35 protein-coding genes and 1 pseudogene are annotated in these 23,075 nt (G+C 56.2%); 32 read left to right on the top strand and 4 right to left on the bottom strand.

The annotated features are described in order from the left end of the window. On the bottom strand, positions 1 to 560 hold a 560-nt coding region (locus ACUHMQ_RS16520; protein ID WP_445296563.1), incomplete at its 3' end, for a GAF domain-containing protein. A 600-nt stretch (positions 561 to 1,160) separates the two neighbouring features. Here ACUHMQ_RS16520 and ACUHMQ_RS16515 point away from each other — a divergent pair. The 4 genes from ACUHMQ_RS16515 (at position 1,161) to ACUHMQ_RS16500 (ending at position 3,099) form a co-directional block, all read left to right on the top strand. Beyond that, positions 1,161 to 1,775 (top strand): PAAR domain-containing protein, encoded by a 615-nt coding sequence (locus ACUHMQ_RS16515; RefSeq protein ID WP_445296562.1) that lies wholly within the window; start codon positions 1,161 to 1,163, stop codon positions 1,773 to 1,775. Further along, positions 1,714 to 2,358: a hypothetical protein gene (locus tag ACUHMQ_RS16510; RefSeq protein WP_445296561.1), complete on the top strand. Its 645-nt coding sequence runs from the start codon at positions 1,714 to 1,716 to the stop codon at positions 2,356 to 2,358. The genes ACUHMQ_RS16515 and ACUHMQ_RS16510 overlap by 62 nt, the downstream gene beginning before the upstream one ends. A 2-nt stretch (positions 2,359 to 2,360) precedes the next feature. Next, positions 2,361 to 2,663: a hypothetical protein gene (locus ACUHMQ_RS16505; protein ID WP_445296560.1), complete on the top strand. Its 303-nt coding sequence runs from the start codon at positions 2,361 to 2,363 to the stop codon at positions 2,661 to 2,663. A 97-nt stretch (positions 2,664 to 2,760) separates the two neighbouring features. After that, on the top strand, positions 2,761 to 3,099 hold the full coding sequence (locus ACUHMQ_RS16500) for a hypothetical protein (RefSeq protein ID WP_445296559.1): 339 nt from the start codon (positions 2,761 to 2,763) through the stop codon (positions 3,097 to 3,099). 32 nt (positions 3,100 to 3,131) lie between these two features. Here ACUHMQ_RS16500 and ACUHMQ_RS16495 read toward each other — a convergent pair whose 3' ends face one another. Together ACUHMQ_RS16495 and ACUHMQ_RS16490 are read right to left on the bottom strand one after the other, a co-directional pair. After that, positions 3,132 to 4,184, bottom strand: coding sequence for a phage portal protein (locus tag ACUHMQ_RS16495; protein WP_445296558.1), 1,053 nt, complete (start codon positions 4,182 to 4,184; stop codon positions 3,132 to 3,134). Between the two features lie 2 nt (positions 4,185 to 4,186). Beyond that, the gene (locus tag ACUHMQ_RS16490; RefSeq protein ID WP_445296557.1) at positions 4,187 to 5,950 is read right to left on the bottom strand and encodes a terminase ATPase subunit family protein; all 1,764 of its coding nucleotides are present in this window, start codon (positions 5,948 to 5,950) and stop codon (positions 4,187 to 4,189) included. Between the two features lie 132 nt (positions 5,951 to 6,082). On the opposite strand from ACUHMQ_RS16490, the gene ACUHMQ_RS16485 reads away from it, so the two are divergent. From ACUHMQ_RS16485 to ACUHMQ_RS16350, 28 genes are all read left to right on the top strand, one after another. Next, complete coding sequence (locus ACUHMQ_RS16485) at positions 6,083 to 6,886, top strand: GPO family capsid scaffolding protein (protein WP_445296556.1); 804 nt, start codon at positions 6,083 to 6,085, stop codon at positions 6,884 to 6,886. 37 nt (positions 6,887 to 6,923) lie between these two features. Next, complete coding sequence (locus ACUHMQ_RS16480) at positions 6,924 to 7,982, top strand: phage major capsid protein, P2 family (protein ID WP_445296555.1); 1,059 nt, start codon at positions 6,924 to 6,926, stop codon at positions 7,980 to 7,982. Positions 7,983 to 7,984: 2 nt separating this feature from the next. After that, complete coding sequence (gpM, locus tag ACUHMQ_RS16475) at positions 7,985 to 8,689, top strand: phage terminase small subunit (RefSeq protein WP_445296554.1); 705 nt, start codon at positions 7,985 to 7,987, stop codon at positions 8,687 to 8,689. 105 nt (positions 8,690 to 8,794) lie between these two features. After that, positions 8,795 to 9,277: a head completion/stabilization protein gene (locus tag ACUHMQ_RS16470; protein ID WP_445296553.1), complete on the top strand. Its 483-nt coding sequence runs from the start codon at positions 8,795 to 8,797 to the stop codon at positions 9,275 to 9,277. Further along, positions 9,277 to 9,480, top strand: coding sequence for a tail protein X (locus tag ACUHMQ_RS16465; RefSeq protein ID WP_445296552.1), 204 nt, complete (start codon positions 9,277 to 9,279; stop codon positions 9,478 to 9,480). The genes ACUHMQ_RS16470 and ACUHMQ_RS16465 overlap by 1 nt, the downstream gene beginning before the upstream one ends. 5 nt (positions 9,481 to 9,485) lie before the next feature. Next, on the top strand, positions 9,486 to 9,878 hold the full coding sequence (locus ACUHMQ_RS16460) for a putative holin (RefSeq protein ID WP_445296551.1): 393 nt from the start codon (positions 9,486 to 9,488) through the stop codon (positions 9,876 to 9,878). After that, a complete protein-coding gene (locus ACUHMQ_RS16455; RefSeq protein ID WP_445296550.1) occupies positions 9,875 to 10,144 on the top strand; it encodes a hypothetical protein in 270 nt (89 codons plus the stop codon). The genes ACUHMQ_RS16460 and ACUHMQ_RS16455 overlap by 4 nt, the downstream gene beginning before the upstream one ends. After that, positions 10,141 to 10,452, top strand: a complete 312-nt coding sequence (locus ACUHMQ_RS16450; protein ID WP_445296549.1) for a phage holin family protein — start codon at positions 10,141 to 10,143, stop codon at positions 10,450 to 10,452. The genes ACUHMQ_RS16455 and ACUHMQ_RS16450 overlap by 4 nt, the downstream gene beginning before the upstream one ends. Further along, positions 10,445 to 11,059: an N-acetylmuramidase family protein gene (locus ACUHMQ_RS16445; RefSeq protein WP_445296548.1), complete on the top strand. Its 615-nt coding sequence runs from the start codon at positions 10,445 to 10,447 to the stop codon at positions 11,057 to 11,059. The genes ACUHMQ_RS16450 and ACUHMQ_RS16445 overlap by 8 nt, the downstream gene beginning before the upstream one ends. Positions 11,060 to 11,338: 279 nt before the next feature. Next, positions 11,339 to 11,656: an Rz1-like lysis system protein LysC gene (lysC, locus tag ACUHMQ_RS16440; protein ID WP_445296547.1), complete on the top strand. Its 318-nt coding sequence runs from the start codon at positions 11,339 to 11,341 to the stop codon at positions 11,654 to 11,656. Then, complete coding sequence (locus ACUHMQ_RS16435; protein WP_445296546.1) at positions 11,592 to 12,071, top strand: phage tail protein; 480 nt, start codon at positions 11,592 to 11,594, stop codon at positions 12,069 to 12,071. The genes lysC and ACUHMQ_RS16435 overlap by 65 nt, the downstream gene beginning before the upstream one ends. Beyond that, positions 12,059 to 12,511 (top strand): phage virion morphogenesis protein, encoded by a 453-nt coding sequence (locus tag ACUHMQ_RS16430; RefSeq protein WP_445296545.1) that lies wholly within the window; start codon positions 12,059 to 12,061, stop codon positions 12,509 to 12,511. Before ACUHMQ_RS16435 ends, ACUHMQ_RS16430 begins: the two co-directional genes overlap by 13 nt. 189 nt (positions 12,512 to 12,700) lie before the next feature. Continuing rightward, the gene (locus ACUHMQ_RS16425) at positions 12,701 to 13,615 is read left to right on the top strand and encodes a transglutaminase family protein (protein WP_445296544.1); all 915 of its coding nucleotides are present in this window, start codon (positions 12,701 to 12,703) and stop codon (positions 13,613 to 13,615) included. A 76-nt stretch (positions 13,616 to 13,691) separates the two neighbouring features. Then, on the top strand, positions 13,692 to 14,312 hold the full coding sequence (locus tag ACUHMQ_RS16420; protein WP_445296543.1) for a DUF8616 domain-containing protein: 621 nt from the start codon (positions 13,692 to 13,694) through the stop codon (positions 14,310 to 14,312). A 5-nt stretch (positions 14,313 to 14,317) separates the two neighbouring features. Then, entirely contained in the window at positions 14,318 to 14,596 is a 279-nt protein-coding gene (locus ACUHMQ_RS16415; RefSeq protein WP_445296542.1) for a hypothetical protein, read from the top strand. A 196-nt stretch (positions 14,597 to 14,792) separates the two neighbouring features. After that, positions 14,793 to 15,509: a phage baseplate assembly protein V gene (locus ACUHMQ_RS16410; protein ID WP_445296541.1), complete on the top strand. Its 717-nt coding sequence runs from the start codon at positions 14,793 to 14,795 to the stop codon at positions 15,507 to 15,509. A gap of 2 nt (positions 15,510 to 15,511) precedes the next feature. After that, on the top strand, positions 15,512 to 15,880 hold the full coding sequence (locus tag ACUHMQ_RS16405; protein ID WP_445296540.1) for a GPW/gp25 family protein: 369 nt from the start codon (positions 15,512 to 15,514) through the stop codon (positions 15,878 to 15,880). After that, positions 15,877 to 16,869 carry a baseplate assembly protein gene (locus ACUHMQ_RS16400; protein WP_445296539.1) on the top strand — a complete coding sequence of 331 codons (993 nt, stop codon included), beginning with the start codon at positions 15,877 to 15,879 and terminating at the stop codon, positions 16,867 to 16,869. Before ACUHMQ_RS16405 ends, ACUHMQ_RS16400 begins: the two co-directional genes overlap by 4 nt. Beyond that, entirely contained in the window at positions 16,866 to 17,492 is a 627-nt protein-coding gene (locus tag ACUHMQ_RS16395; RefSeq protein WP_445296538.1) for a phage tail protein I, read from the top strand. Before ACUHMQ_RS16400 ends, ACUHMQ_RS16395 begins: the two co-directional genes overlap by 4 nt. After that, positions 17,489 to 17,995 carry a phage tail-collar fiber domain-containing protein gene (locus ACUHMQ_RS16390; RefSeq protein WP_445296537.1) on the top strand — a complete coding sequence of 169 codons (507 nt, stop codon included), beginning with the start codon at positions 17,489 to 17,491 and terminating at the stop codon, positions 17,993 to 17,995. Before ACUHMQ_RS16395 ends, ACUHMQ_RS16390 begins: the two co-directional genes overlap by 4 nt. A gap of 13 nt (positions 17,996 to 18,008) precedes the next feature. Continuing rightward, positions 18,009 to 18,740: a hypothetical protein gene (locus ACUHMQ_RS16385; protein ID WP_445296536.1), complete on the top strand. Its 732-nt coding sequence runs from the start codon at positions 18,009 to 18,011 to the stop codon at positions 18,738 to 18,740. A gap of 34 nt (positions 18,741 to 18,774) precedes the next feature. After that, positions 18,775 to 19,083 carry a tail fiber assembly protein gene (locus tag ACUHMQ_RS16380; protein ID WP_445296535.1) on the top strand — a complete coding sequence of 103 codons (309 nt, stop codon included), beginning with the start codon at positions 18,775 to 18,777 and terminating at the stop codon, positions 19,081 to 19,083. A gap of 147 nt (positions 19,084 to 19,230) precedes the next feature. Beyond that, the gene (locus ACUHMQ_RS16375) at positions 19,231 to 20,475 is read left to right on the top strand and encodes a phage tail sheath protein (protein WP_445296534.1); all 1,245 of its coding nucleotides are present in this window, start codon (positions 19,231 to 19,233) and stop codon (positions 20,473 to 20,475) included. Between the two features lie 13 nt (positions 20,476 to 20,488). Then, on the top strand, positions 20,489 to 20,998 hold the full coding sequence (locus tag ACUHMQ_RS16370; RefSeq protein ID WP_445296533.1) for a phage major tail tube protein: 510 nt from the start codon (positions 20,489 to 20,491) through the stop codon (positions 20,996 to 20,998). A gap of 23 nt (positions 20,999 to 21,021) precedes the next feature. Next, positions 21,022 to 21,363 (top strand): phage tail assembly protein, encoded by a 342-nt coding sequence (locus tag ACUHMQ_RS16365; protein ID WP_445296532.1) that lies wholly within the window; start codon positions 21,022 to 21,024, stop codon positions 21,361 to 21,363. Positions 21,364 to 21,371: 8 nt separating this feature from the next. Continuing rightward, positions 21,372 to 21,488 carry a GpE family phage tail protein gene (locus tag ACUHMQ_RS16360; protein WP_445296531.1) on the top strand — a complete coding sequence of 39 codons (117 nt, stop codon included), beginning with the start codon at positions 21,372 to 21,374 and terminating at the stop codon, positions 21,486 to 21,488. Positions 21,489 to 21,630: 142 nt separating this feature from the next. Beyond that, positions 21,631 to 21,756: a Com family DNA-binding transcriptional regulator gene (locus ACUHMQ_RS16355; RefSeq protein ID WP_445296530.1), complete on the top strand. Its 126-nt coding sequence runs from the start codon at positions 21,631 to 21,633 to the stop codon at positions 21,754 to 21,756. Between the two features lie 32 nt (positions 21,757 to 21,788). Further along, complete coding sequence (locus ACUHMQ_RS16350) at positions 21,789 to 22,868, top strand: DNA-methyltransferase (RefSeq protein WP_445296529.1); 1,080 nt, start codon at positions 21,789 to 21,791, stop codon at positions 22,866 to 22,868. 100 nt (positions 22,869 to 22,968) lie between these two features. Here ACUHMQ_RS16350 and ACUHMQ_RS16345 read toward each other — a convergent pair. Continuing rightward, positions 22,969 to 23,075, bottom strand: a pseudogene (locus ACUHMQ_RS16345) (IS5/IS1182 family transposase); the annotation flags it as partial.

Genomic DNA, 23,075 nt, shown 5'->3' with positions numbered 1-23,075 from the left:
CTAAGGGTTGTATTGCCGAGCTGTAAGAAGCCCAGTTGGTTGGAAATGTTCGTCAGCTCATCCACGGTCGATATATTGAGTGTATTGAGCTCCCCCTCCACCAAATTGGCCATATCTTGAAGCAGTGCTTCTGCTTCCACAGTGAAACTACGTGGTTTGTCATCGATAACGCAAAGTGTCCCTACCTTGATGTCCTTAGCGAGATGGAGAGGGCAGCCTGCGTAGAAGCGGAAATACGGCTCACTCGTAACTAATGGGTTATCGGCAAATCGATCGTCTTCCTGTGCATCAGGAATGATAAAGACTTCATTTCCCAGGATGGCATGGCCACAGAGTGATATATCTCGCGGGGTTTCTGAAGCTAAAAGCCCGCTAGACGATTTGAACCATTGGCGATCAGCATCAACCAAACTTATAAGAGCTATCGGCACATCAAATAAGCGTCTCGCCATCCGGGTCAGGCGGTCGAATCGTTCTTCAGGAACCGTATCAAGAATTTGCAGAGAGTGTAGCGCTTTCAGCCGGGCTGCTTCATTTGGAGGAGTGCCAGGAGCCTTCATGTTCACGCTCGCAAGTCATTCATCCATTCATTGTAGTTATTACAAAAGGATGCGATACCGCGTAGTGAAAATCATTTAGAACACTACTTGTTCACTCCTACCTTATTCCCATATGCCTCTCCTGAGTCTGCTGTAGGCGAGTGGCAGGGTAAAAAAAGTTCCTTGTTTAAGATGCGAGGGGTTACCGCTAAGGGCAGCCAGTGGATATTGGCCGAAAAAGCTGCCAAGGTCCGCTTAGGGTTGAACTCAGCCATTCATTTCAAGCCCGTCTCCACGCATCTGCAATCGTGCATGCCTAGACTGCATGAAAACGCATGATTTCCAGCAGCAGACTTTCCCCCAAACCCGCCAGTATTCACGGGCATGACAGCCCATCATGCGTCTGCATAAAAAGCGCCCTATGAAGTGCGCGGGCGTGGCGGGGATACGAGCGCGCGCCAGCGGTGTTAACTGCCTAGAATTGCCTAAAAATTCAGCAGTTGATTAGTGCCAACCGCTATCGCTTGAAGTCTCGGTTCCTCTCGCGCATCATGCGCACGCCTACCAAGGGCATAGAACTAAAACCAGGGGACCACGTGCGAGCTTTTCAAGGCGGTATCAATGGGTAGGCCAGTGATCGTGGTGGGTGATATGACAGATCATGGCGGACAAGTCATAAGCGGCGACATGACTGCTAACGTTAATGGCAAGCCTATTGCTCGTGTTGGCGACATGGTTTCTTGCCCGAAATGCAATGGCACATTCCCCATTATTGAAGGGGTCATGGATACGATATTTAGCACGCAACCCGTTGCTGTCCATGGTCACAAAACAGCCTGCGGTGCGACATTGATCGGCTCCCAAACCCTGCTATTGGTTTACGTTGAAGCAGGCAATGTCTATCGGTCTGCACCCGCCCCGATCACTAGCCAGTTCTCACCATCAGACCGGGGGAGTGGCACAGATGCTCGCGAATCCCTAAACGAGCAGGCCCACAAATACGACATGCATTTTTTGGTGAAGGATAAGAAGACAGGACAGCCATTAAGGCAGATTCGTTACAAGATCACACTATCTAACGGCAAAACATCGTTGGGTTACACGGACGACAATGGCTTAACGCAGACAGTTTCAGCAGATTCCGCCCTTACCGCCACCATTGAGGCCCCATACTATGACAACGACCCTGCAAGTGACGCTTACGCCAACTGCGGACCGGACACCTGCAATTGTTGAAACGACTAGTGAATTAAGTGGAGCGCAATGGGTTAGTCGTTTTCCTACCAGCACGAACATTGACGACCTGGAAACACCGTTCAAAGAAAATGTCGCTTCGTTTATCGCAGCATTGAAAGCCGCAAGCGCTAGCGTCACGATTGCAGCGACACGGCGACCCAAAGAGCGAGCTTACTTGATGCATTGGTGTTGGAAGATTGCCAAGGGAAAGGCAAAGGCTAACAACATCCCCGCCATGGAGGGGGTGGACATCAAGTGGGATCACTCAGATGCTGAAGGTAACTACTCTGAATCAGCGTCCATCAAGGCAGCTAAGGCAATGGTTAGCGGCTATGGCATGCAAGGGCTTGGCGTAGCGCCTGCCTTGAATTCAAGACATATCCAAGGTAACGCTATTGATATGAACGTCTCTTGGAGCGGTACTTTGTCAATCGCCGATGCGAAGGGCGAAACCGTCGAGATTGCTACGGCACCAAAGACGGGGATGAACGAGAAGCTGCATAAAGTTGGCGCGAGCTACAGTGTCATCAAGTACAACGGTTCTGGTGAAGATAAACCGCATTGGTCTACTGACGGGCGTTAATCATGACAAGGCACCTACCCTTACTTTTCCTATGGACAATGGCAAGTGTGGGGTTTGCTTCTGGCGATGTCGTCTTCCCCAAAGATGTTCAGCGCTTCATTGATAAGCGGGAAGGTTGTGACCACTTTCGCGGCGAAGTCGGCGAGAACAACGACAAGCAACGACAACGCGAGATTCAGGCGAATATTAAGAAGCTTTGTACCGGTACTGACCGCCAGTTAAATACACTGCTGAAGAAGTACCAAGGGAAGCCGGAGATAATCGAGCGATTGAACGAGTTCGAAAAGGACATCGAAGCGCAGTAGCGTCACACGCGAAAGTAAGAACGCCGTCTATTTGGCGTCCGTCTCAGTGTTGCGGCTTGGCAATGCTGGCTGAAAGACTTTGCCGAGAAGGGTTGCGATGAAAGCAAGCCGTAGTGTCGCAGGTTGGATAGGCGAGGGGTGCGGTGTTCTGTTGGTCCTAGCATCCCTTGCCGATGCCGTTTATGTGCTGCTCATCGCCGAAGCGACCAAGCAAAGCGTCTATGTTGGTCCCATTACCGTCGCGACCGCGCTGATTATGTTAGCTGGCGGGCTATTTACTGTTGTAGGTGGTGTGGCAGTTCTAACCGCATGGCTACGAAAGGCTGATGATTACAAGCGGGCCAGGGATCGGTTCTTCCTTGGCTTGGTTGCAGCTTCTTCGATATTTATCGGGTCAAGCTATGGCGTTACGTTACGTATGGCTGTAGAAAACTAAACCGCCTATTTAGGCGGTTTCTTGTTTAGGTCCTAGCTGGTCTGTCTCAGGCTGTACGGCTCAAACCGTATTACCTCCTGGCCTAGCCACTCGTTCAGTTCCTTCATGCGGTTTTGCAGCGGCGTCAGCTCGTTGCGCACGAATACTTCGGCCGCTTTCTCGACATCACCAAAGCCCCCCGTATTGTTCGGAATAATCCCCATCATTTGTGGTGGCACTCGGTGCGCTGCCAGCATGTCATCACGGGTCGTGTTCTTGATGCCGAGAAATTCATCTTTGGCCGCGACTTCAGACAGTGGAATCACCTGTAAGCCGTCTTTCTTGCCAGACGGTGCGTACATGAACAGGTTGCGGAAGTTACCCGGACCTTTGCTCTGCTGCATGGCGGTACGTAGGCTATCCACGTCTTTCTGATTATGCGCGGGGTCGGTCAGATACAGAATCACGCCAGCATGGCTGCCGTTCAGGTAGTACTTACGCCGAAACAGCGTGGCGCTTTCGTTCAGCCATGTGCTGTTGTTGGCGCTCAGGTAGTACGGCATGCCATAAATCTCTTGGTTGATGTCGGTCTCTCTGAGGTGGAAAACCCCACCCTGCTTGAACTGGTGTGGTTCCTTGCCGACCCTGACAAGCCAGTAGGTATCAAGGTCAATACCACGCCGGGTGTACTTCGCTAGGCTGGTTTCCAGCTTCAGGGTTTTGCCGCTTAGTGCCGTCTTGCGTTCTAGATAGGCATTACCAAAGATCAAATAGTCGAGCACGAATTGCGCAAAGTCCGATTGGCTTAATAGTGGGTGCGGCTTGTAGGTGCTGACCATGAGATTGCACTTAACCTGAATGGCGCTGCTGTGGTGGACGGCGGCGCGATAGGTGCGGGCCAAGCCATCGAGACTAATCGGCGGCTCGTAATACTTGTCCCCCATCGTTGCGCATTCCAGCATGTCGAGTATTTCGCGTCGGTCGAGTACCGGTACCGGCTCGCCAAAGGAAAAGGCTTGCATGCCAGCTTCACTTGAATTCGGTGCGGTGGGTGCTGCTGGCAGTGGTGGTACGCTAGCAAAGCGGCGACGTTGGCGTTTGTTCATGTTCAACATAGCTCCATAAATCCGGTATTCGCTTCACTCATGCCTTCAAGCGGTTCATTTGCCAAAGCGTGCATGCAAGCCCATGCCAAGTCGGCATGGCTGGCGTCGGCTGAACGGCTGGCTTCGTATGTGGTGTATCGTCCGCTAGGGGTGATGGTCTTGCGGATCGCCATAAAGGCGGCGGTTAAATCATTCTTGCCACTGTCGAATTCGAGGCGTCCGTGACGAATCACGTCCTGTGCTTTCATGACAAGGCGGTTCTTGACGTCAACCGAGTAATTGAACGCCCTTGCCATAGGAAAAAACTGGTTCACCAGCTGAAACACGCCCTGCCCGATACCCGTCGTATCGATACCGATGTAAGTCACGTTGTAGATTTCGGTAAGCGACTTGATGGCGGCAGCCTGTTCAGCAAAGTCACGGCCTTTAAGTTGGCGCGTATCCAATACGCGGAACTTGCCGCCTGGAACGAGGGGTGGTGCGATAACAACCAGGCCGGCGCTATCACCCGTGTAGGCAGGGTCGTAACCAATCCAGACTGCCCGATGGCCAAAGGGGCGAAGGGCGAAGGGTTTGAAGTCGTGCCAGACCTCATAGCTATCGACCATGCAGTTTTCCAACATGCTGAGCGGGAAAACGCTTTCCCCATCGTCGATAAACTCACACATGAACAGCTGTTGAAACGCGGCAGGGCTGCGGCGGCTTTTGAGCTGCTCGATGTCGAAGAGATGGCAGCCGCGCGCTACAGCGTCCATGACCGTCACGATTTGTCGCCACTGGCCATCCTCGCAATAGCGCCCACCGGCAAGTGCCTTATGGGTGATGTCTAGCTCAATGTGTTCGCCGCTGGGTCGGCCAACGTTGAATTCCTTGCCCGACCAGAAGGGGTAAGCCTCGTGCGCTTTGCTGGAAGGCGTCGAGAAATACGTTTCGCGCCAATGCTTATGGCTGGCGATGCCACTGGCGACCTCTTGCAATAGCTTGAAGCGGGGAATCCAGAAGTACTCATCGACATACAGGTTGCCGGTATAGCTCTGAGCAGTAGCAGCATTGGTACCGAGGAAATGCAATTGCGCGCCATTGCTTAACATGATGGTTTCGCCACGCAGTTCGACATCCACCGTCTTCGCGAACTTCGTAATGTAGTTCTTGAAAACATGCGCCTGCGCTTTGCTGGCCGACAGAAAGATTTGATTCCGCCCCGTCGTTAGCGCGTCAACCAGGGCTTCGTGCGCAAAGTAGTACGTTGCGCCGATCTGGCGGCTTTTCAGGATATTGCGGACCTTCTGAGTCTTCCCTGCCCTGAACCACTCGTATTGATAGTCAAACATCGACTCCGTGAACTGCCGGATCAACTCGGCTTGCTGGGTCTCGCTGAATGCATTGCGTTGGGGCGGTTTGCGCGGTCCATTGTTGCGATTGGCAATCTTGGGGTTCAGATCCGTCTCGTTGCCGCCATTGCTGTACTTGCGTACCCGGGCAGCGCGTTCAAGCTGGCGGCCAAGTAGGTCGATTTCCTTGTAATCGGCACCGCTCTTCACCTCCTTCGCAACGAGCTGCTGAAGCCGGCATTCGACCGATGATTCAACCCGGTCTATAGGGTCGGTGTTGTCCCATTCATCGCGCCGTTTCCAGCTGTGTACCGTCGTTACCTTTTCGTTGAGATGGGTTGCGATTTGCTTGATGCGCCAGCCTTGCCAGTACAGCGCACGGGCGAAGCGCCGCGGATCGATTTCGATGGGGAGAATGGTAGCGTTTTGTGTCATGCCGCCATGTTGGCGGGCGTGTGCGCACCTGCCACGCGATAGTCAATGTGGCACTAGCCCACACAATGGCGCTTCGTTGAGGGTCGCCGAGGCCGCGCGGAAGATGGCGGCATTACTCAACGGAACCTGCCAATGAAATTTTTCCGCATCGCCCAAGCCGGGGCAACAACTGATGGCCGCGAGATTTCCGCTGCCTGGATCGACCAAGCTGCCAAGAACTACAAGCGCGACAAGTACACCGCCCTGGTGAATCTTGAACACTATCGCGGCATTCATCCCGATAGTGCATTTAAGTCCTATGGCGACGTCGTGGCGCTCAAGGCTGAGGATGTCGATGGCAAGCGCACGCTGTTTGCGCAGATCAACCCCACGCCTGAGCTGGTGGCGTTTAACAAGGCACGGCAAAAGCTGTTTAGCTCGATCGAGTTAAACCCGAATTTCGCGGGGTCGGGCGAGGCGTATCTCGTTGGGTTGGCTGTAACGGATAGCCCCGCCAGCTTAGGGACTGAGATGTTGAAGTTTGCTGCCGGGCAAGGCGACAACAATCCGCTCACGCCGCGTAAACAAACTCCCGGCAACCTGTTCACGGTCGCCGAGCCGCTCGAACTCAATTTGGAGACCGAATCTACAGAAGGTACGGAATCTCTACTCGAAAAGTTCAACCGGTTCACCAGCCTACTTAAGTCCAGCAAGACCAAGACCGACCAGCAATACGGCGATGTTCGACAGGTGCTCGACGCCGTCGCAGAGAGCATGAAAACCCAGGTCGACGAGATTACCGAGCTGCGCGAGACCGTGAACCGCTTGGAAACCGAGCTTAAGAGTGATCGCGACAACTTCACCCAATTCAAGTACCGAATGGACACCACGCCGGCCGGTGAGAGCCGCCCGATTACCACAGGCGGTAGCGGTGGTTCATTCGACACCGATTGCTAAGACCTGACCTTACTGATTTACCGGAGACACCCACCCCATGCGTAATCAAACCCGCGTTGAGTTTGACAAGTTCATCGCCAATATCGCGAGGCTGAACAATGTTACCGCTACCTACAACACTTTCTCGGTCAGCCCGTCTGTGCAACAGACATTGGAAAAGCGGATTCAGGAATCCAGCGACTTCCTAAAGCGCATCAATCTGACACCCGTCACCGAACTGACCGGGGAAGCCCTGCGCCTGGGCATTACCAGCACCGTGGCGGGCAGAACCAAGGCAACAAAGCAGAATCCCCGTGTGCCGCGCAATATCGCCGGCATGGATTCCAACACCTACAAGTGCGAGAAGACCAACTTCGACACTGCCGTTTCGTATGCGCAACTCGATATGTGGGCCAAGTTCCCCGCGTTTCAGACCTTGTTGCGCGACATGATTATTCGGCAGCAGGCATTGGACCGCATCATGATCGGATTCAACGGGACCAGTGTTGCGGAGAATACCGACCGCAACACCAACCCGCTGTTACAGGACGTCAATATTGGCTGGCTGCAAAAGTATCGAATGCACGCACCGGAAAACGTGATGACGGGTGAAGGCACGGTGACGGGTAAGGTAACGGTCGGTACCAAGCAACGTTACGACAACCTTGATGCCCTGGTATTTGATGCGGTGAATACCCTGATCGACGCGCAGTATCAAGAAAACCCCGATCTAGTGGTGATCTGCGGCCGTGACCTGCTGGCCGATAAATACTTCCCGCTCATCAACAAGGATCAAGTCCCAACCGAGAAGCTGGCAACCGACCTGATTGTGAGCCAGAAGCGTATGGGCGGATTGCAGGTCGTGCGTGCGCCGTTCTTCCCGGCGGGCAAGATGCTGATTACACCGCTCACGAACCTGTCGATCTATTGGCAGGAAAGCGGCCGTCGTCGCCATATCCGAGAAGAGCCGGACTGCGACCAGATTGCCAACTACGAAAGTTCGAACGACGCCTATGTGGTCGAGTTGTACGAAGCCGGCTGTCTGGTAGAAAACATTGAGATGGTCGAGGAGACCAAACCGGTCACGCTTGCTACTGCCAATAATGGAGCGGGCTAATCATGATGAGCCCCGCACGTGAACACAGATTGCGCGTACTGGCAAAGAAAGCAGCGAACGCCAATGAATATGGCGGCATGGCGGATAACAGCGCCTATACGCAGATGCGTCTCAAGCTGCATCAGGACAAGACCCGACTCAAGCGGATTCAAAGCCTGGAAGGCAAGGTCGCCGTCAAGCGCGAGGTACTACCCGAGTATTGCGCCTGGGTGGACGGCGCTCTTCAAGGTGAGGGCGCACAGGATGATGTGTTGATGACGGTCTTGGTATGGCGAATTGACGTCGGCGATTGGCAAGGCGCGCTCGACATTGCCCGGCATGCGCTGCGCTTCAACTTGGCTCCGCCCGACCACTACCAGCGGCCTTTGCCCTGTCTGATTGCGGAAGAGCTGGCCGACCAAGCACCTAAACCCGACAGTGCAATGCCCCTTCAGGTCTTACAGGATGCGGACCATCTGCTGACGGGACGTGATATGCCCGATCCGGTACGCGCCAAGCTGGAAAAAGCTCTTGGCTATGCCTGGAACAGAGAGGCAGCCGCAAGCCCACCTGAAACGGTGGAATATGCCAAGCGCCAAGCGTTAGCCCACTTGGAACGCGCACTGCAACTGCACGACAAGGCTGGGGTGAAGAAAGACATCGAGCGGCTACAGCGTGACTTAAAGAACTTGGCTACAGCTGCGGAAACCCCCGTAACTGAAAGCTGATACCGAGCGTTCCCCCGCGCGGGCGGCAGGGGGTGGCGTGTGTGCCAGCGGCACGACACAAATCCCCCTCCACCGCCTCCGAGCCCATCCACTGGATGCCCTGCCATGAGTAAAACTTTTATCGCCCTGGGCGAGAGCAAGCCGACCGCCACCGATACCGGCGACGAGATTATCAACACGCCGTTCTTCCCCAGCATCCGGCTAAGCGAAGTGCGAGAGGTGCAGCGCCTGGACAGCACAGTCACCCCGCCAAGGCTGCGCCATGCCGTTGTCGAGGCGATGGCGAGCGCCAATGCGGAATTGGCTGTGTGGGCTGACCAACAAAAAAGCCGGGGTCACATGTCGCTGGCAGTCGTACCAGTGGATGCCATCGGCGGGGAAAGCATTTATGCCATGCGCTATCGCCGCGCTGTCTATTGCTTTGCTGCTGCCAACCTCATTGAGCGCCTGCGCCACTTCGATAGCACCAAGAGCGGTCACGAAGAAGCCGACGCGCTCGAGCACAACATTGGCGAGCTGCTACGTGATGCCCGGCATGCCCTCAACGACATCATGGGCAAGTCACGCTGCACGGTGGCGTTGCTGTGATGCGTGTCATTGCGCACCAGGGCGATACGGTGGACCTGATCTGTTATCGCCACTATGGCCGAACGGCTGGGGTAGTCGAGACCGTCTTGCAAGCTAACCGGGGATTGGCGGCGTTGGGTCCGGTGCTGCCACACGGTACAGCCGTAGTACTGCCCGAATTGCCCACGCCACCGACCGCAACACTCATTCAACTTTGGGACTAAAAATCATGGCTGAACCTGTTACTGCCACGACGGGCACGCTTGCCAATACCAGCCTGCTGGCTGCCGTCGTGGTGAGTTTATTTCCCGGCATTGATGCCGGTGTCGTCATGGGCGCATTCGCTGGGGCGGTGGTCTTTATCCTCAGCGCCAAAGACATCAGCAGCCTCGGCAAGGTTGGCTACTTCGTGGTGGCCTTCCTTGCCGGGATGGCTGGGGCGGCAACCTGTACCAGCCTGCTGGTCTGGTTGCTACCGACGCATGTCACGGTGACGCCCAGTGTCGGGGCGGTCATCGCTGCTGCGGTCTCGGTGAAGCTGTTGCTCTGGCTGATCGGTGAGGCCAGTAACCCGTTGGCCCTGCTCGCCAAGCTGCGTCAGAAGGGCGGGACGGAATCATGATGGCGACGCTTGTTTCCCTGTTTGGTTTGATTGTCTTGTGCCTGCTGGGCATTCGCTTTGGCCGCGGTGTGCTCCGTCGCTGTCTGGGATTTCTTTTAATGGAAGGCCTGCTTCCCGCCTTCCTTCTTTTGCTTGCCGCCCTCTTCCCTTTCGCGTGTCTTGGGGTTGTCACGTCGCTTGCATTGTTGATTTTGTTGGTTGTATTGGGCTTTTACCTTAAAGCCTTACTCGCCAAGCTGCGTCAGAAAGGCGGGGCGAAATCATGATGGCGCTATATGTCTGCCTGTGCGGCTTCATAGCACTGCGCCTGCTGGCTTTTAGGCGTGTCGAAGGGCAGCACCGCCCACGTGTGGCCTGGATGGCTTACCTGCTGGTAGTTGCGACCGGTTCCGTGCCGCTGCGCCACCTACTGGGCCAATCAGTGCCGCTCGATGTCAGCAGCCTTGTGATGGCGCTGCTACTCGCCGTTGCGGTCTGCGCCGCGCGCGGCAACCTCGCCGACTTGTTCCGCGCGCCAAAACTGCGCCGCGAACACCCAATTACCCGATTCATAAGGAGAAATGACCATGTCTGAAGCACAGGCCAATACAAACCGGGATCTGTCTATTGCTGACCTGCGCCACGCCGCCATGAGGCTGGGGGTGACCTTGCCCGCCATCCAGGCTGTGTGTGAGGTCGAAAGCCGTGGTGCCGGCTTTCTGCAGGACGGTCGTCCAAAGATTCTTTTTGAACGCCACGTGATGTACCGGCTACTCAAGCAGGCCGGCAAGAACGCTGACGCCTATGCAGCGCGTTACGTGGATGTGGTGAACCCAATACGCGGGGGGTACGTGGGCGGTGCGGGCGAGCATAAGCGCTTCGATCTGGCCGCGTTACTAGACGAAGGTTGTGCCATTGGCGCTTGTAGCTGGGGGCGCTTCCAAATCATGGGCTATCACTGGCAACGCCTGGGCTATGACTCCGCAAAGGCTTTTGCGGATGCGATGGCGAGCGATGAGCGTAAGCAACTCGACGCCTTTGTCGCCTTCATCCTGGCTGATGAAAAGCTACTGGCTGCACTACGTGAACGCGATTGGACGGCATTTGCCAACCTGTATAACGGGCCAGCCTATCGCGTGAACCGCTACGACACCAAGCTGGCTAGCGCCTATGCGCAGTTCAGTGCCAAGGTGCCGGCATGATGCGGTGGACCTCGCTACTGGTGGCAGGTTGCCTAATGCTTACCGTGTTCAACCTCTATCGTACTCAGGCGGAGAGAGGCAGGTATGCAGAGCGTGTGACACAGCTGCAAGAGTACGTAGCCGAGTTGGAAGCGGACAAGATTCAAACGAACGGACAACTAACCGGCCTCATTGAGATGGTGAAGCGCATCCAGGCTTTGCAGGAACACCGGCAAAAGTTAGACGACATGCTGAAAACGCTGGCGGCCGAGCGTGCCCGATACTACGAAAGGCTAGAACATGACAAACCCGCTGTGCAGGCTTGGGGCGCTGTGCCTCTACCTACTGATGTTGTCCGGCTGCGCGAGCGTCCCGCCTTCACCAGTGCGGCCGATTATCGTCAATGGTTGTCCGCTGCTAACGCCGTGTCAGCTGCCGGCGAGCAAAGCGACACAGAACCGCGACCTGCTGCAACAGATTGAAGCGACTGAGCTGGCTTGGGCGGTTTGCGCCGCGCAGGTCGATATGACCATTACCTGTCAGAAAGACAACGATGTCGATGTACAAGGCCCAATCCCTGCGGGAGCATCTAACCCAGTCAAACCCGGCGCTCGCTAAGAACCCGGACAAGCTGCTGGTGTTCGTTGATGAGGGCAGGCTACGCACCAACTGGGGTAAAAGCCTGTCGTTTGAGTACCAGTACACGCTCCGCGTATTCGTGCTCGACTTCGCCGACAGCCTTGATGCGCTGTTTGTGCCGCTGTTGCTCTGGCTCAGGCAGCATCAGTCCGACTTGATCCAGAATGCCGAGCGGCAGGCTGACGGTATCCGCTTTGAAGTGGAACCACTGAACCATGAGGCGAGCGACATCGAAATCAAGCTCAAGCTGACTGAGAAGGTAAAGGTCAGCGAACGGGATGGCGGCCTGGAAGCCGAGCACCTGGGCGAGAACATCCCCAAAGGTAACCTGTGGGTGCAGTGGCTGCCCGGCCTGGAACTCGGTGAAAGGCTGGTGCCAGCATGGCCGAGTTAACCCAGCTGACAGACTGGTGCGACGGGCTGTTGCAGCGGCTCTCTGCTGCCGAGCGCCGCAAGCTGGCTCGGCACATCGCGGTTGATCTGCGCCGCGCCAATGCCCAGCGTATCGCCAGACAGGTAACGCCGGACGGTGCAGGATTTGTACCGCGCAAGCCAAGTAAGCTACGCCAGCGTAAAGGAAAAATTCGAGAGCGGATGTTCAAGAAACTGCGCATGGCGCGCAACCTCACTGCCGGTGCGACGGGCAATGAAGCCATCGTCCAGTTCGCAGGCAGGGCGCAATGGGTGGCGCGTGTTCATCACTTCGGTTTGCGGGATAGCGTGAAGAGAGGTGGGCCGAAAGTGGACTATGTCGCGCGGCCGTTGCTGGGGCTGAGTGGCGAGGATTACGAAAGAGTGAAAACAGCCGTGTTGGCTAAGTTGGCGGGACCCTAGACCGCCTTAATCGACGCTGAGAAATTGTTGAAAAGAACTGAATTAGAACTCTAAATTTGTCAGTTATCATGCGCGGCTTTCCTGTTTAAGTCGTCTCGCATGTTGGCTTCAACCCCTCGTTGTTCAAGTAGCACGCCGTATTTCCTCGCTATTTCTTCCCTCCTGTGGTGTGTGGTGTCAGTCGTGGTCATGGCTGCGCCGCGCTCGTCTTCCATCGACGAGAACTACAAGACGATTCAGGCGTTGCTGACTCGGCCGGCTGCAAAGATCGACTTTGCCCGGGTCAAGCTGACCGTTGACCGTATGGCCGACCCAAGTGTCGATATTGAGCGGGAGCTGAAACAGCTGGACGCGATGGCAGCAGAAATTCAGGCAAGGCTCCCTGCCAAACCATCCAGCCGCGACAAGCTGGAAGCCCTGAAAACCTACCTCTATCAGCCTGGGCCTTGGAATGATAACCGGCCGTTTTCTTACGACTTGAGCGACCCACGAGGCAAAAGATTCAGAAGCCGCCTGTTGTCGAATTATCTCGGAACGCGGAAAGGCAATTGCGTGTCAATGCCGCATCTGTTCTTGATCCTGGGGCGAAAGATTGGCCTTGACCTCAGTCTGGCGACTGCGCCTGAACACAACTTCGTCATTTACCGGGATGAAACCGGCACGTCCTACAACTTGGAGACGACCAGTGGGGCGGGGTTTACGCGTGAAGTGTGGATACGCAAGCAAATGCCGATGACCGACTTGGCGATTAAGAACGGCCTTTATCTAAAGCCGCTGACCGCTAGGGAGGAGGTGTTAAGCATTTCTCAGACGCTATTGGAGTTTTATGCAGACAAACGCATGGAAGGCCCCCGAGTTGGTCTGGCTTTCATGTTGTTGAAATATGCCCCAACTTTTGTGCCGGCAATGTTGCATTGGGCGAGCGCGAATGAGCGTATACGTCAGAGAGATTTTATCCGTAACTATCCAAGGCCAATCGACATCCCGCCTGAATTGATTGGCCGTTTTTTCCAGCTTGAAGAAGAAATGGAATACCTGTGGAGCAAGGCCGAGTCACTGGGTTGGCGGTTGCCTCCGCCAGAAAATTCAAAACCCCGTAGTTAGCTTAATAGGTTTCTTGTAGTCGCAACGTCATTACCCTGAAAAATGCAAAACCAATCCAAAAACCATAGGAAGCACGATGCAGTTCTTTAAATTAATTCGGCTAAGCCTGCTTTGGCTGGCGATTATTGTCTTCGGCAATAGCGCGTTTGCACGTTACTTAGAAAGTGATCCGGTCGGGCTTGAGGCTGGGGTCAACACTTATGCATACGTCGAAAACAATCCGCTTAGTTATGTAGACCCTAATGGCCTAGTAAAGGTGAACTGGTTTGATCGCAACGTTGACCCTGTCCAGCATGCAGGAGCCGAAGCAGACGCGGATATACCGGGTTCCTGCGTCGTTTACGCACACGGCTCATATGCGCATGTCACGGACTCAAGTACGGGCAAGAAAAATCGTTACTATGCAAACCCGCGTAGCCTGAGTGACCTTGATAGGAAGTTGAACCAATCGGGATGTTCGCCAGAAATGCCCGTGGTAATGAAAGCATGCAATACAGGTCAAGATGCGCCGAAAGGTAAGCCATCCATTGGTGAAATGTTTTCGAGGGTACGGGGAACAAACGTAACTGCCCCTGATAGGTCTGTGTGGTATACAAGAACGGGGCCGCTACCGACTCCCTATGGTCACAAGAATGGTGACATCCATGCACCTGTCAACCGAAATGACCCTGGTACATATCGTACTTTCCCAAGGTGAAAGAGATGAGAAGGTTCGTCGTCGCAATCCTAATGTGTAACATGCTGTATGCAGCAGAGACTGTCTCTGGGCCGTCCTATTGCCAAGTATTCAAAGAGGCAAAGGAAAAGCGGCTGGCAAAATCTGGCAATTTGGAAGCTATTAGAAAACTGCGTGACTTCTATCTTGATTGCTCATTAGGTAAAGAACTAGATCAGGCTCTCTATTGGGCTAAAAGGGCCGCGGAAAAAGGAAATGCTGAGGATAAAGAGGTTCTAAGTCAGCTAAGCCAAGTATTGAGCTGAAGTAATCGGGGCATGGCTCTCAGAGATGGTTGCATTCCACGTGCGGCCCTCTATATTTCCAGTCCCTAACTGGTATTACCAAGCATCCATTAGCGCGTCCCTCCGGGCGCGCTTTCTTTTTGCCGGCTGCTTGTAGCACGCCCCCACACAATCCCCATCCCATGACCATCGCGCGCAGCCTCGGCAAGCTGTGCGTATGAATACTTACGCCGACCTATCCCGCCGTTTTGAAAGCCAGATTCGTTCTGGCATTGTTTCCGTTGTTGACCACCAAGAGGCACGTTGCCGCGTTAAAACCGGGGGGATCGAAACCGATTGGTTGCCTTGGTTAACGCTGCGCGCCGGCAATACCCGAACGTGGAGCCCGCCCGATATTGGCGAGCAAGTGGTGGTGCTCTGCCCCAGTGGCGAGTTGGCGGCCGGCTACGTGCTGCCGGGTTTGTACTCGGACGCCAAGCCCGCGCCCGATGCCAGCCCTCATACCCATGTTGTCAGCTTTCCTGACGGCGCACGCCTTTGTTACGACGTCGAGCTGGGCGCGCTGACGGCTACGGGTGTCAAGTCCGCCTTAATCGACGCCAGTGATTCAATCACCGCCAAAGCGGGTCAATCTCTGCTTGCCGAAGCGGGTAGCAGTGCCGTGGTCAAGGCGGGTGGCAGCATCACAATTGATGCCCCCACGACCACCGTTACCGGCAAGCTGGTTGTACAAGGCAGCCTGTCGTTTATGGGCGGCATGTCGGGCAGTGGGGGTGCTGGTGGTGCGGTCGCTACCCTGGACGGCTCTATGTCGATCCAGAGCGGTGACCTGAAGGTGTCCGGCGATGTGGTAGCCGGTAGCATCAGCCTCAAGGGCCATGTCCATCAGGAACAGGGCGACGGTGCGCCGACCAGCCCGCCTTTGGGGGGCTGACCGTGGCTTACCTGGGATTACATCCGCAGACCGGGCAAGCACTGGGCGGGCACGATCACTTACGCCAGTCCATTACGACCATCCTCACCACGCCCACACAAAGCCGGGTGATGCGGCGCGAGTTTGGTTCTCTGCTGCCCTTTCTGATCGACCAGCCGATTAACCGGGCAACGATTGCCAAGCTGAATGCCGCGGTGGTGATGGCTTTGCTTAGCTGGGAGCCTCGTATCCGGCTTTCGCGGGTGTGGGTCGAGCTGGGCGCACAGGCCGGCGCGGTAGTGGTGAACATTGTTGGCAGCCACAGCGAAGCCGGTTTCGAGCGGCAGCCGCTGGACCTGTCTTTACCGTTGAACATGGGGGCACGGACATGATTGACCTGTCCTTGCTGCCCGCCCCTGACATTGTCGAGCCACTCGACTATGAAGCACTGTTCGAACAGCGTAAGGCGCGGTTGCTGACACTGATACGCGCAGAGGAGCGCCCCGCCGTCGCTAAAGCCTTGGCGCTCGAATCGGAACCGATGGTGAAGCTGTTGCAGGAAAGCGCCTATCGCGAGCTGACCTTGCGGGCGCGGATCAACGATGCAGCGCGGGCCAGCTTGCTGGCCCATGCAACGGGCTGTGATTTGGATAACCGGGTTGCGGACTATGGCGTGTCGCGGCTGCTGATATCGCCAGAAGACACGAGCATTACGCCACTTAAGCCGGCCATATGGGAGAGCGACCACGACCTGCGCAACCGCGCACGGATGGCGCTTGAAGGATTTTCGGTGGCGGGTTCGCGCGGGGCATATCTGTTCCATTGCCTGAGCGCATCCGAACAGGTTGCCGATGCCTCTATCGATGCCCCGACGTTTGCCGCTGCCCCACTGAACGACAACCTGCGCAGTCAGTTGCCAAGCGGCTGCCTTGCGCTGGTCTGTACCTATGATGCGGGCTTGGATAACCCGCTACCGGGTGATGTGTCGATCGCCATCCTCCCGCGTACCGATGCGCACGTCGAAGTGAAGGCTCTGCTCGACAACGTACAGGCGGCTTTATCGGCTGAAGACGTGCGCCCGCTGACCGACAACCCCAGAGTGTTATTCGGCAAGGCACAACCGTTTGAAGTGGTCGCCCGTCTGGAAATCGCCACAGGCCCGGATACCGGGACTGTCCAGACAGCGGCGCGGCAACGGCTGGAAAGCCTGCTGACCAGTACCCGCAAGTTGGGCGGCATGGTGTCGCGGTCTGCCATTCTGGCGGCTTTGCATGTCACGGGCGTGCGTAACGTGGTGTTGGCGTCGCCAGCCGAGACGATTCGTTGCGATGTGCGCCATTTTCCCGACTGCACGGCCATCAAGTTGGAGGCCGGACTATGAACCTGTTGCCACCGAATTCGACGCCGCTGGAGCGTGCGATTGCCGAGGCGGACCGCTTCGACCTCGACCCGACACCCATAGGCTGGCTGGCGGATGCGCAGCGCTGCCCAACAGGTCACTTGCCGTGGCTGGCATGGTCACTCGCAGTGGACGGCTGGGAAGAGGCAGGGAACGAATCCGCCAAGCGCGCCTTGATACGCAGCAGCATCGCCATACACAAGCACAAGGGCACAGCCGGTTCGGTGCGTCGCGCACTGGAAGCCCTGGGGCTCAGGGTCGAGTTCAAAGAGTGGCGTGAATTGCCGGGGGCGGTGCCTTATACCTTTCAGTTGACCGCCTGGGTGAATGACAACCAGCAAGAAAACGTCATTGCGTCGCCTCAGCTGTACGAGCGCATACGCTGCGTCGTCGATGCCACACGTAACGCACGCAGCCAATACACCTTACGACTTGGTGCGCTGTTTTCCAATCAACTCGTGCTTGCCAGCGCCATACAGGTCGTGCCGCAGGTTACGCATCGCGCCCGGGCCAGCAGTCATGCCGCTATCGGCTTGCCGCTGTGTGCCTCCGCCAGCCTGCAAGCACTGCCACAGATAACCCTCACCCTGAAGGCTTGTTTATGACGCCACTCGTTCCAGTCATTCAACAGGCGGCGCTTGCCGCCATACAGCGCGCCGATGCAACCGGTATCGCGTTGAAGATTACGCATATCGCCATAGGCAGCGCGGCCTATGCGCCAACTCAGGGACATACCGCCCTTCAAGCCGAACTGGCGCGTTATCCCATTGCCGCAGGGCAATCACTGAGTGACACGCTGTTGCATATGGAAGTGCTCGCCGATGGCGCTATCGAAGGTTGGGTGCGTGAAGTCGGCGTGATCTGTAACGACAACCTCCTGTTGGCGGTTTGGAGCCATCCGGAGCAAGTGATCGGCTACAAGCCGGCCAATCAGACGTTGGCGATTGCCTTCGATTTTGATCTGTCTGTATTACCAGCCAATAGCGTCACGATCCATACCACAGGCCCACAGCTTGGCCTGTGTATAGCCGAACACTTGAGCGTCCAGGCAGCCATGAGTTTCTATCTAGCCCGCATGCAGCTGGCACCCCTTTTAAAACCCCTCTAACGGAATTAGAACGATGAGTCTCGAAGAAGCCATCAGCGAACAAACAAGAGAAGTCAAAGCCCTCGTCCAGGCAGTACAAGGCAAGCAAGCGTCTATTGATGCCCGCGTGTTAGCCAAGCTTGGGGATATGGACCAATGGATGCTCGACAACACCCCTGAAAAACGTTGGGTGAAGGACATCACGATTGGCGGCAGCACCGACAAGTGTTACCCGGTCTGGTGGATGGGCGAGTCACCCGGCGAGGCAGGGGTAACCCGCATCAACATCGGACGGCCATTTAACTGGAACGAAGACACGCGGCCTTTGAATAAAGCGAGTGCGCACCAAGCCAGCCTGTTGCTTGTGCTTGAACAGGGTGACTGCGCCTGGGGCGGTGGTCCGACGGTGTTCAAGTACCTTCACTACGCCTATGTCTATAACCCCACGGTCAGCCACCCCAGCTTCAGTATGTACTGCAAGGAATACAAGCTCGACAACAGCAAACCCAGCCATAACCGCGTCGAGAACGGGGCATTTGGACAGTACTGCTCTGTGATGTCGGGGTTGTACCTGCGTGGGGGTGGTTTGAAATACCGGATCATCGCCAACCGGCCACTATTGAATTTCGGCTTTCATGATGGCTCAGGCGCGGAGCGCGTTATTCACACTGCCGATCACGTCAATACACGCTGGGAAGCCGAGCCGATTCCCTTTGATGCCGACGAGGCAAAGCGGTATTGCCCAGCCCAGACGACCAGAGGCTAACGGCATTTACTCCCCCTAGTGCAAGGAACAACCGATGCAAAACGCTTTTCTACTGATTCGCCGCCTGCCCAATGGCATGCAGAATGTCCCGGCAACGATGCTGCGCGAAGTCGGGATCGACGACAAAACCGCTGCAAGCTTGATCCATGAGGCCAAGCTTGATGTGTTACGTATCCAACGCGACCAGCTACTACGCGAGTGCGACAAAACGCAATTGCCGGACATGCCCATCACCACGGAGAAGCGGGCTGCCTGGGCACGCTATCGGTCTGCTTTACGGGATATGCCGGAAAACGTGGCCGACCTCGACAACGTGCAATGGCCCGTTCCACCGGCTGAGTGACGCCACCGTAGCCACCCCGACCTGTCAAAGTTAAACAACGGGCCGGGGTGGTTTGTGGCAGGCGTTCACACAATCCCTATCGACTGACCAATCAGCCAAGCCCGGGCAAGCTGGCGGGGTATCACTTACCCCGTTCAGGAGAAGCCTATGGCGACTGATTACCACCATGGCGTGCGTGTTGTTGAAATCAACAACGGCACTCGCCCTATCCGCACCGTCAGCACCGCTGTTATCGGTGTGGTCTGTACGGCAGACGATGCCGATGCAGAAACCTTTCCCCTCGATACGCCGGTATCGATTACCAATCTGTATGCCGCCATTGGCAAGGCCGGCACCAGGGGCACACTGGCGGCGACGCTCGACGCCATTGCCGACCAAGCCAAGCCCGTTGTGGTTGTTGTGCGTGTCGCTGAAGGCGTGGCGCGGCCTGCCATCGCGCCTGTGACTGCAAGCGCCAACCGGGAAGCCGTGCCCGGCGTTGATGCTGTGACCGCAGAAGCCGCAATGAGTAGCAACGTCATTGGCAGCGTGAACGCAGCGGGCCGCTATACCGGCATGAAAGCCTTGCTGATGGCGGAAACCATGCTCGGCGTTAAGCCGCGCATTCTCGCGTGTCCCGGTCTCGATACCCAGCCCGTTGCAGCGGAACTGGCAGCCATCGCCAAGAAGCTGCGCGCGTTCGGCTATGTGTCAGCCTGGGGCGCGAAAACCAAGGAAGAGGCGGTGGCGTATCGCCACAATTTTGGACAACGGGAGTTAATGGTGATCTGGCCCGACCTCACGGCATGGGACACCAACGCCAATGTCGCCAAGGTCTGTTGGGCGACTGCCCGGGCTGTGGGCCTACGTGCCAGGCTTGACGAGGAACAGGGGTGGCACAAGACCCTATCGAATGTCGGCATTGAAGGCGTAACCGGCCTGGAACGCGATGTGTTCTGGGATTTGCAAGAGCCGGCTACCGACGCGGGCTACCTGAACCAGAACGAAGTCACTTGCCCGATCCGTAGCAATGGCTTCCGGTTTTGGGGTTCACGCACTACGTCGGACGATCCGCTGTTCGCGTTCGAGAACTACACCCGGTCAGCGCAAGTGATCGCCGACACCGTCGCCGAGGCGCATCTATGGGCCGTCGATAAGCCACTCACGACGATGCTGGTGAAAGACATCATCGAAGGCATTAACGCCAAGTTTCGCGAATTGGTGGCGAACGGCTATCTGCTAGGGGGCAAGGCTTGGTATGACCCAAGCCTCAACACAGAGGCGACGCTAAAGAGCGGCAAGCTGGCGATTGATTACGACTACACCCCCGTCCCGCCCCTGGAAAACCTCATGCTGCGCCAGCGCATTACCGACCGGTACTTGGCGGATTTCGCGACCAAGATCAACGCCTAGATAAGGAACATTCATGGCATTTCCAAGCAAATTGAAATACTTCAGCACTTTTTTAGATGGGCATGACTTCATCGGCGAAACGACTGAAGTCACGCTGCCCAAGCTCACACGCAAGCTGGAAGACTTCCGTGCTGGCGGCATGGATGGCCCTGTCGGTATCGATCTCGGCCAGGAAAAGCTCGAAATAGAGGTCACTTATGGTGGGCTGATCCGGGAGGCGCTCCATCAGTACGCCGCCACCAAACACGACGCTGTATCGCTGCGCTTTGCGGGTCAGTACCAGCGTGAGGGTAGCGACAGTGATGATCACCTGGAAGTCGTGGTGCGTGGTCGGATTCAGGAAATCGACTTCGGTAGCGCCAAGGCAGGCGACGACACGACGTTCAAGGCCAAGTTTTACCTGAGCTACTACAAGCTGGTTATCAACGGTCGCACAGAGATTGAGATCGACCAAGCCAACATGGTGTGCATGGTGAACGGCCATGACCGCCTCGCCACCGCCCGTAAAGCCATTGGCCGCTAATGCAACCCTAAAGGATAGAGAACATGAGTAACACAAAAACCGCCGACGATCTCATCGCTACGCCGACCAATACCAACCCGAACACCATCACCCTGGAAACCCCCATCCAACGCGGTGAGCAGCTGATTGAAACCGTGACTTTGCGCAAACCCAAGGCGGGCAACCTGCGCGGCATCAGTCTGCTGAATCTGATGCAGATGGAAACCGACGCCGTTATCAGGGTGGTGCCGCGTATCAGTGAGCCAACGTTGAACGCCCAGGACATGGACCGGCTTGATACGGCTGATCTGGTGCAATTCGGGACAATGATTGCCGGTTTTTTACTGCCGAAAGCGGTGAAGGAAGCGGGCTCCCTCACTGTGTAGAAGATGCCATGGCCGATATTGCCGTGGTCTTTCATTGGCAACCGGGCCTAATGGAAGACTGGGCGGTATTGGAGTTGGCGGACTGGCGCGAACGCGCCCGAGTTCGAAGCGGGGCGGAAGACTGACCCGACAAAGAGACGGCGGTTGGGCTGGGCGCTGATAACACCCAACCCAACCCCGAACCCACTGAACAGGCAGTGAGCCGGCCAAGGCCGCCCCCTCAGCGCTGAGGGGCCGCGAGCCTAGCACAAACCAAGCTCACAAAACATGGAATCCATACGATGCGGTAGTTGTAATCGCAAACTGGGCGAAGGCACTTACACCCTGCTGGTGATCAAGTGCCCGCGCTGCAAAACCCTGAATACCTTGAAGGCCGTGCGCCTCTGCACCTAGTGCGCCACCGAGCGCCATGATCTGGAATTGTCATGGCGCTTTCTGCTTCCCCGTATACCTTGCATCACGCCGATTGTTTGTCGCTGATGTCCAGCATGCCCGACGCTTCCGTCGATGCCATCATTACCGACCCACCCTATTTCCGAGTCAAGTCCGACGCCTGGGACCGCCAGTGGCGCACCGCCGATGCGTTCGCCGTCTGGATGGGGCAGGTGCTCGACCAGTGCGCCCGTATCCTGAAGCCGAACGGCTCGCTCTACTTGTTTGCTTCGCCTGCGATGGCGGCGCGTGTGGAGTTGCTGATTGCCGAGCGCTTGCAGGTGTTGAATCAAATCGTGTGGGCGAAGCCTACTGGCAGGCACATGGGGACTTGCCGCGCCAGCCAGCGGCGATTTTTTCCGCAAACGGAGCGCATCCTGTTTGCCGAACATTACGGCGCGGACAGTACCGCTGAAGATGCGGCAGGCTACAAGGCGCAGTGTGCCGCCCTACGGCGTACCGTGTTCGAGCCGCTGCGCCGCTATCTGGATGACGAACGCAAGCGGGCGGGATGGCGTTGCAGCGAGATTGACGCGGCTTGGCGAGAATGGCGGGGTACACCCAACAGCCAAGGTGGCATGGCGACACATTGGTTTAGCCGTTCGCAATGGGCATTGCCCACACCTGAAGCCTACGCTTGGCTGCAGCAGCTATTCCGAAGCCGGCTAAGTTATGCTTTGCCTGGGATGGCTGGTTCGCTGGGAAAAGACTATGTCGCCCTGCAAGACGACTACCAATGTTTAAAAGCGCAATACGACACCCTAAAGCAGCAGTACCAAGCGTTACGCCGACCTTTTGCCATGGACAAGGTAGCACCGCACACCGATGTCTGGCATTTTCCGGTAGTACAGCCCTATCCGGGCAAGCATCCTTGTGAAAAGCCCCTGCCCTTGATGCGCCATATCATGGCCTGTTCAACCAGTCCCGGTCACGTCGTTTTGGATCCATTTTTAGGTTCGGGTTCGACCGGTATTGCTGCGCTTGAGGCCGGTTGTCGCTTTGTTGGCATTGAACAGGATGCGGCCATTCACGCACAGGCGGCCAAGCGGCTGGCGGATTTTGTGGGGGGCTGACCGACTTTTCTTGTGTAGCCTTAGTGAGAGGCTGCTTGCATAAGAATGACTGTCCCGGGTATTGGACGAGGTATTTGCTTAGAGCGTGTTTTAAAAGTTGCTATTCCAGTCTGTTGAGCATCAAATTGATCATGGCGATTTGAATGAATGTTTCGCTGGATAGGGTGAGGCATTCATAGTCCTTGGAGAGTCGACGATACCGATAGA

The organism is Chitinimonas violaceus (assembly GCF_052601015.1).
This window is presented reverse-complemented; position numbering and strand designations above follow the sequence as displayed.

What these genes read in the sequence shown, in the direction of transcription:
- ACUHMQ_RS16515 (WP_445296562.1), top strand. Translation starts at nt 1,161, where the DNA reads ATGGGTAGGCCAGTGATCGTGGTGGGTGATATGACAGATCATGGCGGA.
- ACUHMQ_RS16510 (WP_445296561.1), top strand. Translation starts at nt 1,714, where the DNA reads ATGACAACGACCCTGCAAGTGACGCTTACGCCAACTGCGGACCGGACA.
- ACUHMQ_RS16505 (WP_445296560.1), top strand. Translation starts at nt 2,361, where the DNA reads ATGACAAGGCACCTACCCTTACTTTTCCTATGGACAATGGCAAGTGTG.
- ACUHMQ_RS16500 (WP_445296559.1), top strand. Translation starts at nt 2,761, where the DNA reads ATGAAAGCAAGCCGTAGTGTCGCAGGTTGGATAGGCGAGGGGTGCGGT.
- ACUHMQ_RS16495 (WP_445296558.1), bottom strand. Translation starts at nt 4,184, where the DNA reads ATGAACAAACGCCAACGTCGCCGCTTTGCTAGCGTACCACCACTGCCA.
- ACUHMQ_RS16490 (WP_445296557.1), bottom strand. Translation starts at nt 5,950, where the DNA reads ATGACACAAAACGCTACCATTCTCCCCATCGAAATCGATCCGCGGCGC.
- ACUHMQ_RS16485 (WP_445296556.1), top strand. Translation starts at nt 6,083, where the DNA reads ATGAAATTTTTCCGCATCGCCCAAGCCGGGGCAACAACTGATGGCCGC.
- ACUHMQ_RS16480 (WP_445296555.1), top strand. Translation starts at nt 6,924, where the DNA reads ATGCGTAATCAAACCCGCGTTGAGTTTGACAAGTTCATCGCCAATATC.
- gpM (WP_445296554.1), top strand. Translation starts at nt 7,985, where the DNA reads ATGATGAGCCCCGCACGTGAACACAGATTGCGCGTACTGGCAAAGAAA.
- ACUHMQ_RS16470 (WP_445296553.1), top strand. Translation starts at nt 8,795, where the DNA reads ATGAGTAAAACTTTTATCGCCCTGGGCGAGAGCAAGCCGACCGCCACC.
- ACUHMQ_RS16465 (WP_445296552.1), top strand. Translation starts at nt 9,277, where the DNA reads ATGCGTGTCATTGCGCACCAGGGCGATACGGTGGACCTGATCTGTTAT.
- ACUHMQ_RS16460 (WP_445296551.1), top strand. Translation starts at nt 9,486, where the DNA reads ATGGCTGAACCTGTTACTGCCACGACGGGCACGCTTGCCAATACCAGC.
- ACUHMQ_RS16455 (WP_445296550.1), top strand. Translation starts at nt 9,875, where the DNA reads ATGATGGCGACGCTTGTTTCCCTGTTTGGTTTGATTGTCTTGTGCCTG.
- ACUHMQ_RS16450 (WP_445296549.1), top strand. Translation starts at nt 10,141, where the DNA reads ATGATGGCGCTATATGTCTGCCTGTGCGGCTTCATAGCACTGCGCCTG.
- ACUHMQ_RS16445 (WP_445296548.1), top strand. Translation starts at nt 10,445, where the DNA reads ATGTCTGAAGCACAGGCCAATACAAACCGGGATCTGTCTATTGCTGAC.
- lysC (WP_445296547.1), top strand. Translation starts at nt 11,339, where the DNA reads ATGACAAACCCGCTGTGCAGGCTTGGGGCGCTGTGCCTCTACCTACTG.
- ACUHMQ_RS16435 (WP_445296546.1), top strand. Translation starts at nt 11,592, where the DNA reads ATGTCGATGTACAAGGCCCAATCCCTGCGGGAGCATCTAACCCAGTCA.
- ACUHMQ_RS16430 (WP_445296545.1), top strand. Translation starts at nt 12,059, where the DNA reads ATGGCCGAGTTAACCCAGCTGACAGACTGGTGCGACGGGCTGTTGCAG.
- ACUHMQ_RS16425 (WP_445296544.1), top strand. Translation starts at nt 12,701, where the DNA reads ATGGCTGCGCCGCGCTCGTCTTCCATCGACGAGAACTACAAGACGATT.
- ACUHMQ_RS16420 (WP_445296543.1), top strand. Translation starts at nt 13,692, where the DNA reads ATGCAGTTCTTTAAATTAATTCGGCTAAGCCTGCTTTGGCTGGCGATT.
- ACUHMQ_RS16415 (WP_445296542.1), top strand. Translation starts at nt 14,318, where the DNA reads ATGAGAAGGTTCGTCGTCGCAATCCTAATGTGTAACATGCTGTATGCA.
- ACUHMQ_RS16410 (WP_445296541.1), top strand. Translation starts at nt 14,793, where the DNA reads ATGAATACTTACGCCGACCTATCCCGCCGTTTTGAAAGCCAGATTCGT.
- ACUHMQ_RS16400 (WP_445296539.1), top strand. Translation starts at nt 15,877, where the DNA reads ATGATTGACCTGTCCTTGCTGCCCGCCCCTGACATTGTCGAGCCACTC.
- ACUHMQ_RS16395 (WP_445296538.1), top strand. Translation starts at nt 16,866, where the DNA reads ATGAACCTGTTGCCACCGAATTCGACGCCGCTGGAGCGTGCGATTGCC.
- ACUHMQ_RS16390 (WP_445296537.1), top strand. Translation starts at nt 17,489, where the DNA reads ATGACGCCACTCGTTCCAGTCATTCAACAGGCGGCGCTTGCCGCCATA.
- ACUHMQ_RS16385 (WP_445296536.1), top strand. Translation starts at nt 18,009, where the DNA reads ATGAGTCTCGAAGAAGCCATCAGCGAACAAACAAGAGAAGTCAAAGCC.
- ACUHMQ_RS16380 (WP_445296535.1), top strand. Translation starts at nt 18,775, where the DNA reads ATGCAAAACGCTTTTCTACTGATTCGCCGCCTGCCCAATGGCATGCAG.
- ACUHMQ_RS16375 (WP_445296534.1), top strand. Translation starts at nt 19,231, where the DNA reads ATGGCGACTGATTACCACCATGGCGTGCGTGTTGTTGAAATCAACAAC.
- ACUHMQ_RS16370 (WP_445296533.1), top strand. Translation starts at nt 20,489, where the DNA reads ATGGCATTTCCAAGCAAATTGAAATACTTCAGCACTTTTTTAGATGGG.
- ACUHMQ_RS16365 (WP_445296532.1), top strand. Translation starts at nt 21,022, where the DNA reads ATGAGTAACACAAAAACCGCCGACGATCTCATCGCTACGCCGACCAAT.
- ACUHMQ_RS16360 (WP_445296531.1), top strand. Translation starts at nt 21,372, where the DNA reads ATGGCCGATATTGCCGTGGTCTTTCATTGGCAACCGGGCCTAATGGAA.
- ACUHMQ_RS16355 (WP_445296530.1), top strand. Translation starts at nt 21,631, where the DNA reads ATGGAATCCATACGATGCGGTAGTTGTAATCGCAAACTGGGCGAAGGC.
- ACUHMQ_RS16350 (WP_445296529.1), top strand. Translation starts at nt 21,789, where the DNA reads ATGGCGCTTTCTGCTTCCCCGTATACCTTGCATCACGCCGATTGTTTG.